The sequence below is a fragment of the Sphingomonas epibiotica genome, assembly GCF_039615155.1.
Taxonomy (GTDB): domain Bacteria; phylum Pseudomonadota; class Alphaproteobacteria; order Sphingomonadales; family Sphingomonadaceae; genus Sphingomonas.
In genome coordinates this window covers 1-420 of record NZ_JBDGHY010000047.1, presented here as the reverse complement: position 1 = coordinate 420, position 420 = coordinate 1, and the positions used below count along the sequence as shown (strand labels likewise).

Annotated in this window: 1 protein-coding gene; it reads right to left on the bottom strand. The window is 66.2% G+C overall.

Annotated elements, in window-relative coordinates:
• On the bottom strand, positions 1 to 420 hold a 420-nt coding region (locus AAIO73_RS20230), incomplete at both ends, for a catalase-related domain-containing protein (protein ID WP_345880595.1).

The following is a 420-nucleotide window of genomic DNA, read 5'->3' as shown; positions in this document are numbered from 1 at the left end:
CGTCAGCGCATTGAACAGCTCGGCGCTCGACCCATCGGTCAGCAGCAGGCCCATCTTTCGCCCGGCGAAATTCGCCGGGCCGTTGGCGACGATCGAGAGCGCCGACGATGTCGGCAGGTCTAGCGTCGGCTTGGCCGCCTTGGCGGCGTCCGGTAGGTCGAGGCCGAGCCCGTCCGCGACGGTAGCGGCGAGGTCCTCGTCGATGTTGCGCAGGTGGCTGACCGCCCGGGCCCGGATGTCGACACGCTCTACCTTCGACAGCTCGAACACCAGCGCGTCGCCGATGTGCTTCTGCTCGATCGGCTGCTGGCTGAGATAGAACTGCCGTGCCTGGCTGTAATGATCGGCAAAGGTTTCGGACCGAACCCGCTGCTTGGTCCCCTGAACCTCGGCGGGGAAACTGGTGAAGCCGATCTCCGC